Below are 7,430 nucleotides of genomic sequence, written 5' to 3' on the forward strand. Positions count from 1 at the left end.
CGTCACGTCAAAACGCGCCACAACCCCGAGTTCTACCAGAGACACCCAGCCCACAACCGAGCCCAACCAAGATCCGAACCTTCAACAGCTCCTAGGACGTGGCGATGGCGGTCAGCACGCGGGTACGGGCGGCCTTCATCGCGGGCAGGATCGCGGCGGCCAGGCCGGCCACGGCCGCGCCTGCCAGGACCGCGAGGATGGTGGCCCAGGGGATGCTGAGCGCGGTGATGCCGTACAGGGTCAGCACCTTCTGCCCGGCCACACCCCAGGCCAGACCGAGCCCGAGCCCGAGCAGGGCGCCGTGCACGGCGATCAGGACCGACTCCAGGCGGACCATCCGGCCGACCTGGCCCCGGCTGGTGCCCACCGCGCGCAGCAGACCGATCTCGCGGGTGCGCTCGATCACCGACAGGGCGAGGGTGTTGATGACACCGAGCACGGCGATGACGATCGCGAGGGCGAGCAGGGCGTAGACCAGGTAGAGGATGGTGTCGACCTGGCCGGTGATCGACTTCTTGTAGTCGGCCTGGCTCTGCACGGTCACCTGCGGGTACGGGGCCAGAGCCGTGTCGATGGCGTTCTGCACCTGCTGCTTGTCGGCACCGGCGGCGGCGTTGAGGTAGAGGGTGAAGTCCTGAGCCTCGGGCGCGAACCTGTTCAGCGTGTCGAGGGAGACCTCCCAGCTGCCACCGTCCTTGCCCGCGCCCGCCGGAGGCGTGGAGATCGCACCGACGGTGAGGGTGCCGTTGTTGCCGTTCAGGAAGTCGAGCGTGACCTGCGAGCCGATGGTGAGGTGGTCGGCGGTGGCAGTGGTCTGGTCGACCATCAGCTTCCCGGCCGCCACGTCGGCGGTCGAGCCCGAGACGTACTGCGGCTTCACCGCCTGGTCCGCCGTGGCGACATCGATACCGGAGAGCACCAGCTGGTAGCCGTTCAGGTGTGCGACGGCGTACCGCTGGCGGGTGACGGCCGCGATGCCGGGGATGGCCTTGACCTTGGCGGTGACCTCGTGGCCGATCGGGGTGGCGCCGTTGCCGGAGAGCACGTAGTCGGCGCCGAAGGTGTTGTCCACGTCCTTGTCGACGGACATGGTGAGCGAGGCCGCGAGCACGGCGACGGCACCGACCAGGGAGAGGCTGATCGTCAGCGCACCCGCAGTGGCACCCGTGCGGCGCGGGTTGCGCACCGCGTTCAGCCGGCTCATCCGCCCCGCCGCGCCGAACAGCGCAGGGAACGGGGCACCGAGGCCGTACACCACGACGCGGGACAGGGCCGGGCCGAGCACCACCAAAGCCACAAGGGAGGCCACGATGCCGCCGCCGAGCAGTCCGGCCGCCGTGATGAGGGTGGCGTGGTGGGTGGCCGCGCCGTACAGCAGGCCGAGACCGGCTGCCAGCAGGACGGCGCCCAGCGCGGTGCGCCTGCCGAGCTGGGGCGCGGGCGGGGTGGCGGCCTCGCGCAGCGCGGCCATCGGGGAGATCCGGGCCGCTCGGCGGGCGGGCAGGTACGCGGCGACGACCGTTACAAGGACGCCCACCGCGTAAGCCGCCACTGGGGTCACCGGATTGATGACCAGCGCGGTGCCGGACAGGTCGACGCCGAAGCCGGAGATCAGCGACTTGAGGCCGACGGCCAGGCCGATGCCCGCGCCGAGGCCGAGGGTGGAGCCGATGACGCCGAGCAGCAGCGCCTCGGTCAGTACCGCCCGCATCACCTGCCCGCGCCCGGCCCCGAGTGCCCGCAGCAGGCCGAGTTCGCGGGTGCGCTGGGCGACCAGCATGGAGAAGGTGTTGAGGATCAGGAAGATCCCGACCAGCACCGCCAGGCCCGCGAAGCCGAGCAGCGCCATCGTGACCACGCTCAGGAAGGAGCTGATCTGCTGGGCTGCGGTCTGGGCCTGCTCCTCCTTGGTGGCCACCGAGTAGCCGGTGCCGAGGGTGGCCTTGATCGCCGCCTGGGCGGTGGTGTGGCTGGTGCCGGGGGCGGTGTCCACGGTGATGCCGGTGAACTGGTCGGGCTTGCCGAGCAGGGCCTTCTGCGCGGTGGCGGTGTCGACGTAGGCCATGGTCACCCCGGGGTTGCCGGAGGTGAAGGTGACGATGCCGACCAGGGTGCCCGGCATGGAGCCGGCGGGGGTGAGGATGTGCAGCGGATCGCCGAGGCGGATGTTCTTGTGCCGGGCGCTGGCCTGGTCGAGGACGATCCCACCGGGCCCGGTGGGGGCGTGGCCCTGGACCAAGTGGACCTGCGGGTCGTCGTACCAGTTCTGGCCGGTGGTCGGGGCGCCGGTGGTCGGGCCGACCGGCTTGTTGTCCTTGTCCACGACCGTGAGGTTCTGGAGGGACACCTGCCCGTGCGCGGCCTTGACCCCGGGGACGGCGGCGACCTCGGCCACCACGGAGGCGGGCAGGGTCGGGGTCTCCCCGGACAGGCCGCGGTCCTCCACCTCCGGGGTGAACGCCTGCTTCGGCTTCACCGTGACGTCCGCTGCGGTCGAGCTGGAGATGCTGGTGAACGCGACATTGATGGTGTCGGAGAACACCAGCGTGCCGGAGACGAACGCCACGCCGAGCAGCACAGCGAGGGTCGAGAGCGCCATCCGGCCCTTGTGGGCCAGGAAGTTGCGGATGCTTGCCTTGATCATGAGGTGCCGTCAGCTCCTGCGCCCGGCGCCGTCGAACTGCCGCATCCGGTCCAGCACGGTGTCCGCGGTGGGCTCCGGCAGCTCGTCCACGATCCGCCCGTCCGCGAGGAACAGGACGCGGTCGGCGTAGGATGCGGCGACCGGGTCGTGGGTGACCATCACGATCGTCTGGCCCAGGGTGTCCACGGACTGCCGCAGGAACGCCAGCACCTCGGCGCCGGCGCGGGAGTCGAGGTTGCCGGTGGGCTCGTCGGCGAAGATGATCTCCGGCTTACTGGCCAGCGCACGCGCGCACGCGACGCGCTGCTGCTGGCCGCCGGACAGCTCGGTCGGGCGGTGCTTGAGCCGGTCCTTCAAACCGACCGTGGCGACCACCTGGTCCACCCACGCCTGATCGGGCTTGCGGCCGGCGATGTCCATCGGCAGCGTGATGTTCTCCAACGCCGTCAGGGTGGGCAGCAGGTTGAACGCCTGGAAGATGAACCCGATCTTGTCCCGGCGCAGCTGGGTCAGCTTCTTGTCCCTGAGCCCGGTGATCTCGGTGTCACCGATGAAGATCTGCCCGCCGCTGGCGGTGTCCAGGCCCGCGAGGCAGTGCATCAGGGTGGACTTGCCCGAGCCCGAGGGGCCCATGATCGCGACGAACTCCCCGCCCCGGACGGTCACCTGGACCGTGTCCAGTGCCACCACCCGGGTCTCACCCGTGCCGTACGCCTTGGTCAGGCCCTCGGCACGGGCCGCGATCGTCATGGGCGGGGCACCGGCCGCCGTTTCTGTGCTCAAGGCACGTCCCTCCTGGCGCGCTGCCCACCGCCCGCTCCTGCGGGTGGACGTGGCAGACTTCTGGGCAGGCAGTAACTTCTACGGGAACGTAGAATTTCTACGACAATGTAGAAGATGATGTGGGAGGAGACCAAGTCCGTGGGCGCACACGAACCCAACCCGGGCGAGGGCCGGGCCAGGGGCGAGCTCGAAGCCGACGTCCTCGCCGCTCTGCACCGGGCCGCACCCGAGGCGCTGACCCCCGGCGAGGTGCTGGAGCGCCTCGACGGACAGCTCGCCTACACCACCGTGGTCACCGCCATGAGCCGGCTGCACGACAAAGGCGTCCTGTCCCGGGCCAAGCGCGGCCGGGCCTATGCCTACGCCCCCGTCGCCGACGAGTCCGGGCTCGCCGCCCGCCAGATGCGCAAGGTGCTGGACGGACGCAGCGACCGCCAGGCCGTCCTCGCCCAGTTCGTCGACGAGCTCTCCGACACCGACGAGGACTTCCTGCGCCGGCTCCTGGACGGCGGAAAGTAGGCTCGGCCCGGTGCATGTCGCCGTCTACCTGCCGCTGCTCTTCCCGCTGCTGGCTGCGCTCCTCGCCCGGCCGGTCGGGGAGAAGCTGCCGCCCCGGCAGGCCACCTGGTTGCTGACGGTCGGCGCCCTCGTGCTCGCCGCCGCGAGCACGGCGGTGCTCGGCATGCTCGCGGTCACGGGGCTGATCCGCATCCCGCTGCTGGCCCGCCTCGCCCAGGGCCACTGGTCGGCCCGCGCCGCCCAGCTCCACGACCCCGCCTCGTTCTCCATGGCCGTGCTCGCCGGCACCGTGCTCACCGCGCTGGCCGTCCTGGCCGGCCGGATGCTGTGGCGCCGGGTCCGCACCCTGACCCAGGCCGCCGGCGAGGCCGCCTGCCTACCCGGCCGCGACCAACTGGTGGTGGTCGAGGACCCGGCCGCCGAGGCATACGCCATCCCCGGACTGCCCGGGCGCATCGTCGTCTCCACCGGCATGCTGGACGCCCTCGAAGAGCACGAGCACGCAATCCTGGTCACCCACGAACGCGCCCACCTCGCCCACCGTCATTACCTCTTCGTCGCCTTCGCCCAGCTCGCCGCCGCAGCCAACCCGTTCCTGCGCCCGCTGGCCACCACGGTCACCTACACCGTGGAGCGCTGGGCCGACGAGAACGCCGCTGCCGCGGTCGGTGATCGCAAGCAGGTCGCCCGCACCATCGGCAAGGCCGCCCTCGCCGCCCGGCGCACCCGCGCCCGTACCTGGCAGCCCCTCCTCAACTTCCTCGGCGCGACCTCAGCCCGCAACCTCGTCAGCCGGCTGCGCCCCAGCGATCTCGGCCCCGTCCCCCGCCGGGTCACCGCCCTCCTCGCACCCGCACCGCCCCGCCACACGTGGGTGATCGCCGCACTGCTCGCCCTCGAAGCCGCCACCGTGCTCTGCGCCGTCGAAGCCGCGCGCGATCTGGAGACCCTGCTGGAACTGGCCAAGCACGCTGCGGCACACGGCTGACCCTGCCAGCGTCCGTGGTGGTGTCCGGCGTCGTGCTGCAACCGGCTGAACATGGCGCAGTTGAGCGGGCGGCAGCAGGAAGACGACGGCCCAGGAACAAGTGCTCTCCGCCGGTATGACACAGCAACTGGACGGCCGATCCGGTTGACCTGCGGCGCCGTGCGAGGCGCGGGCGACCAACCTGCCTCTCGCACGGCGCCGCGCGGGTGCTTGCGCGACTGACCGGGACAGTTCCTCCGTCTCGGGACCGGACGGTGCGCCGTTCGACCCTGGTGGACCGCAGGCGGCTCGGGCGCGGCCTCGCGGGACGTCTGTGCCCCAACGCCCAGCTGCCGGACGGCCAGCGCTTCGACGATCTGGCCGCCGGCCGCTTCGCGCTGGTCACTTCCGCAGCCGTCACCCCGGCGCTGCGGGCCGAGGTCCAGGACCGCGGCGGTGTCCTGGTCACCGCCTCCCCCGGTACCGCCCTGCACCGCTGGCTCCGCCGGGGCCGCGCCGTAGCGGCGCTGGTCCCCCCGATGGCACCGTCCAGCGCACCGCACGCGACCCGAAGGCACCGCGCAGGCTCCTGCCCGGCGGGCCCGTTTCCTGAGGCGCGTCCATGCCGGTGTCCTGAAGGGAATCATGACGGCGTTCCCGCAGCGTCAGGATCGGTCAGGAGCAGGTGAGCTGCTGACCGCTGACCGCTGACCGCTGGCCGCGCACGCGGACGGAGCCGGGGCGGCGGCGGGCCTCATGAGGGGACCACCGCCCGCCCATCATGATGCCCCCCTCTCACCAGGCCACGGGGCCGAGGCGGTCGATGAAGATCCCGGTCGGGCCGTCGGCACCGAGCGTCGCGAGCTTGACGATCGAGTCGGTGCCCTCGGTGACCGTCAGCTGACCGGTGTTGTTGTTCATGTCGGTGGCGGCGAACTTGTGGTTGGCGACCTCGCCGGGCGTGGCGATGTTGAATTTGATCTCCGGGAACGCCTGGGCGTACCGGACGGCGATCATGTTCAGCGCCGCCTTCGACGAGGTGTAGGCCAGCTCGGGCATCTTCGAGATGGGCTGATCGGGATCGGTCACGACGGCGAAGGAGCCGCCGGCGCTGGACACCATGACCACCCGCGGGTGCTCTGCGGCCCGCAGCAGGGGCAGGAACGCGTGCGTGACCCTGACCGGTCCGTACACATTGGTGTCGTAGACGGAGTGAATTCCGTCTGCCGTGGTCTCCGCCGGCGGGAGGATCCTTCCCGGCGTACCGGCGTTGTTGATCAGCACGTCCAGCCGGTCGGTGTGCTCGCGCACGAGCCGTACGGCATTGGCCACCGACTCATCCGAGGTCACGTCCAGCGGGACCATGACCACGCTCGCGCCGCCAGCGGTCAGCTTGTCGGCGGCGGCCTGCCCGCGAGCTTCGTCGCGGGAGCCGAGGAAGATCGTCCAACCCTGTTCGCCCAGCCGCCGTGCGGCCTCGAAGCCGAGCCCCTTGTTGGCTCCGGTGATCAGCACCGAGGTCTGTTCCGAGTGCATTCTTACCCTCCCATGCAGTTATTGCACTCATGTGCAATGACTGCATGAAGGTATACTCAGCGGCGAACCATCCGTCAAGGCGACTGTGATCGACGCATCCGAGGAGTGACAGCGCACGATGACCAGTGCCGACCCGAACCGCCGCGGCGGACGCGAAGCGCAGCGCCGCCGCACCCGCAAGGCGATCGTCGACGCGGCAGTGCGGCTGAGCGCCGGCGGAGCGACGCCGTCCATCGACGACATCGCCGCCGCCGCGGATGTGTCACGCCGCACGATCTACATGTACTTCCCGGCCCTCGACCAGCTGCTGATCGACGCGACCGCCGGTGCGCTCAATGAGCCCCCGGTGGAGGCAGTCCTGGCCGATCCCGGGCTTGCCGACGACGCTGCAAGCCGGGTGGACGCCCTGATACGGACACTGCTCGCGCACTCGCCGCAGTCGCTTCCCCTGGGTCGCCGGCTGATCCGCTTGACGGTCGACCCCCCGGGGGGCGACACCGCCGAACCAGGCACCCCGCGCCGCACTCAGCGCAGGGTGGAATGGCTGGAGCAGGCCTGCGAACCGCTGCGCGGCACCCTGAGGGAGGAGTCCTTCGCTCGCCTGATCTCAGCCCTGACCATGGTGGTCGGCTGGGAGGCGCAGATCGCCCTGCGCGACGTCCGCGGCCTCGACCCGCAGGCCGAACAAGCAGCCATCACGTGGGCCGCACGGGCTCTGGTAGAGGCAGCGATCGAGGAAGGGTGACCTCGACCCCTCACAGGTCAACTCGGCTCTCAACTGTCGCGCACCAGCCCTTCCACGACACCTGTCGCACACCTGAGAACCGGGAAACCCGCACGCCAAACGACCTGTCAGAGCGACCGACACCAAGAGAAAGGTCCTGCAGGGCGTGTAAGCGATCTCGTGTAAGTGCCTTGTGGTTATCGGATGCTGAGCCGGTCCTCGAAGAAGAGTGAGAACTGGTTCAGCGCCTCCTTCCA

Annotated in this window: 6 protein-coding genes; 3 read left to right on the forward strand and 3 right to left on the reverse strand. The window is 70.6% G+C overall.

Going from position 1 to position 7,430, the window contains the following annotated elements:
* Positions 1-91 precede the first annotated feature (91 nt).
* Both ACPC54_RS41735 and ACPC54_RS41740 read right to left on the reverse strand, forming a co-directional pair.
* Positions 92-2,644, reverse strand: coding sequence for an ABC transporter permease (locus ACPC54_RS41735; protein WP_498972957.1), 2,553 nt, complete (start codon positions 2,642-2,644; stop codon positions 92-94).
* 9 nt (positions 2,645-2,653) lie between these two features.
* The gene (locus ACPC54_RS41740; protein WP_498972967.1) at positions 2,654-3,394 is read right to left on the reverse strand and encodes an ABC transporter ATP-binding protein; all 741 of its coding nucleotides are present in this window, start codon (positions 3,392-3,394) and stop codon (positions 2,654-2,656) included.
* A 171-nt stretch (positions 3,395-3,565) separates the two neighbouring features.
* On the opposite strand from ACPC54_RS41740, the gene ACPC54_RS41745 reads away from it, so the two are divergent.
* Entirely contained in the window at positions 3,566-3,946 is a 381-nt protein-coding gene (locus ACPC54_RS41745; RefSeq protein ID WP_498972959.1) for a BlaI/MecI/CopY family transcriptional regulator, read from the forward strand.
* Positions 3,947-3,956: 10 nt separating this feature from the next.
* Positions 3,957-4,934: a M56 family metallopeptidase gene (locus ACPC54_RS41750; protein WP_498972961.1), complete on the forward strand. Its 978-nt coding sequence runs from the start codon at positions 3,957-3,959 to the stop codon at positions 4,932-4,934.
* Positions 4,935-5,708: 774 nt separating this feature from the next.
* Here the strand turns inward: ACPC54_RS41750 and ACPC54_RS41755 are convergent.
* Positions 5,709-6,449: an SDR family NAD(P)-dependent oxidoreductase gene (locus tag ACPC54_RS41755; RefSeq protein WP_498972963.1), complete on the reverse strand. Its 741-nt coding sequence runs from the start codon at positions 6,447-6,449 to the stop codon at positions 5,709-5,711.
* Between the two features lie 118 nt (positions 6,450-6,567).
* Here ACPC54_RS41755 and ACPC54_RS41760 point away from each other — a divergent pair, with 118 nt between their 5' ends.
* The gene (locus ACPC54_RS41760) at positions 6,568-7,194 is read left to right on the forward strand and encodes a TetR/AcrR family transcriptional regulator (protein ID WP_498972965.1); all 627 of its coding nucleotides are present in this window, start codon (positions 6,568-6,570) and stop codon (positions 7,192-7,194) included.
* The last annotated feature ends 236 nt before the right edge of the window (positions 7,195-7,430 follow it).

Origin of the sequence: Kitasatospora sp. NPDC094028, assembly GCF_049543595.1 — a bacterium.
Classification (GTDB): domain Bacteria; phylum Actinomycetota; class Actinomycetes; order Streptomycetales; family Streptomycetaceae; genus Kitasatospora.